This window comes from Nafulsella turpanensis ZLM-10 (genome assembly GCF_000346615.1).
Lineage (GTDB): Bacteria > Bacteroidota > Bacteroidia > Cytophagales > Cyclobacteriaceae > Nafulsella > Nafulsella turpanensis.
This window is the reverse complement of record NZ_ANNU01000009.1, coordinates 1-1,974: the sequence shown is the minus strand read 5'-3', so window position 1 is coordinate 1,974 and position 1,974 is coordinate 1. Positions and strand designations below refer to the sequence as shown.

Genomic DNA, 1,974 nt, shown 5'->3' with positions numbered 1-1,974 from the left:
CGTTGGTGTGCCACGAGGTGGTGATAATCCAGTAGGTGCGAATCCTACCAGGGCAATTGTCTGTTCACCCTGAAGAAAAACAAACAGCTGTATCTGTGAAGGTGCAGTTGAAGCTTTGTTCTTTCAAATAATCAAGCTGTAACGCGAAAGCGTGAACCCGTAGTAGCTTCGAGATTGCAATCCGCAGATTTGGGGAGGGTGTCGACGGTCCTGAACCCTGACATACTGAAAGGATAAACAGTCATATGAATTTCAGTAAACTGCCGGAGTCATAGGGATTGCGTGATTATAGATGGATTGTCACTAAACGTGGGAGGTCTGCATGCCTGGAGGTTGGCTAGCGAAAACCTTTTCCTATAAGTATAACGAAATGGAAGAGGGGGTTTGCAGAAGTCGGAGGGGCCTATAGTACTGCCAAAGCCAGGGACAACAAAACCCTGGGTCAGGGAAGAGGCCCTACTTTAGAGAAGCTTATATGAAATGCAGGACGACCTATATTGATGAGCATCTATTAGTAAGTCCATCACTTTGTGATGAGCGTGTCCGTGCTTTTCAAAGGAAGCTATACATTAGAGCCAAGCAAGAGAAGGATTTTAAAGCATATAGCCTGAAGGACAAGGTATGTCTGGACTATGTGCTGATAGAATCCTGGCGCAGAGTAAAACAAAGCTACTCAACGGGAAGAGGTGTAGACAAGGTAGGCTTTGCAGATATTGAAAAGCAGGGATTGCATCAATACCTGACGGAGCTACAAGCAGCGCTACGCAGCAACACCTATCGCAGTTCCCCGGTCAAGCGGGTTGAAATTCCGAAGGAAAAGAAAGGAGAATTCCGTCTATTAGGTATCCCCACCATCAAGGACCGTATCGTCCAGATGGCAGTAAAGATGGTCATAGAACCATTATGGGAAGCGGATTTTATCCCCACATCCTATGGATTCAGGCCCAGAAGGGGAGCACAGGATGCCATTAAGCAGATAAGGAAGAACTTATACGATGGACATAGATTCATCTATGATGCGGACCTGTCTAAGTATTTCGACACCATCCCGCACAATAAGCTTTTCATCTTGCTTAAAGAGCGCATCAGCGACAAAGGAATCCTTAACCTGATTGGCCAGTGGCTCACTTCTCCCATTCAGTTAAGGAATGGAGAACTGCTGGAATCTACAGAGGGCACTCCCCAGGGTGGAGTAATCTCGCCTCTGTTAGCTAATATTTACCTGCATATCTTCGACCGGATTGTAAGCAATCCACAAGGGAAATTTGCCAAAGCAAACATTCGTATAGTACGCTATGCAGATGATTTTGTATTGATGGGGACCCAGAGGTACAGCGGAGAAATCCGAAGGTATATCGATTCACTCATGAATCGAATGGGACTAAGACTGAATAAGGAGAAGACTAAGATTCTTCACGCCAATAAAAGCAGTCTGCACTTTCTGGGCTTTGAATTTCGTACAATTCGCTCCATGTTCTCATGGAACAGGAAGATTTACACGAACATTCGACCCAGTTTAAAATCAAGGAAAAAGCTGTTCTCCCATATCCGTGAGCTTCTGGCAAAGCGGAGGCACTGGAAGATAGAACCTATGGTTTATAAGCTAAATGAAGTGCTCATTGGTTGGTTGAATTACTTTTCCATCAGTAAAGTGACTCATATTTGGGAAACCATCAATACCATTATCCCCCATCTGGATTTCAAACTCTACAAATGGTTGAAAAGTAAAGGAAGGAAGGCGCACAAGTCGCTCCGCCAGCGACCTTACAATAACCTTGTGAAACACAAGAACTTGTTAGACTTGGGAAAGTATGCGCGTCTGAAATCACTTGCGAAAGCTCAATGAAGAACTCTATCGGTAAGCCGTATGAAGGAAAACTTCACGTACGGTTTGATGAAGGGGTCACTGATAGTGTACAGATTTTTATTATCTTTTGATAAAATTTAACTGTAGACTATCAGGGCCTACTCTAC

General features: G+C 44.4%; 1 protein-coding gene. It reads left to right on the top strand.

Annotation, left to right across the window (positions count from 1 at the left end):
* Positions 1 to 475 precede the first annotated feature (475 nt).
* The gene (ltrA, locus tag F752_RS0104765; protein WP_017730590.1) at positions 476 to 1,846 is read left to right on the top strand and encodes a group II intron reverse transcriptase/maturase; all 1,371 of its coding nucleotides are present in this window, start codon (positions 476 to 478) and stop codon (positions 1,844 to 1,846) included.
* Positions 1,847 to 1,974 lie beyond the last annotated feature (128 nt).

Bases quoted from the DNA above. Each gene is read 5' to 3' on its own strand.
- ltrA (WP_017730590.1), top strand. From the start codon at position 476: ATGAAATGCAGGACGACCTATATTGATGAGCATCTATTAGTAAGTCCA.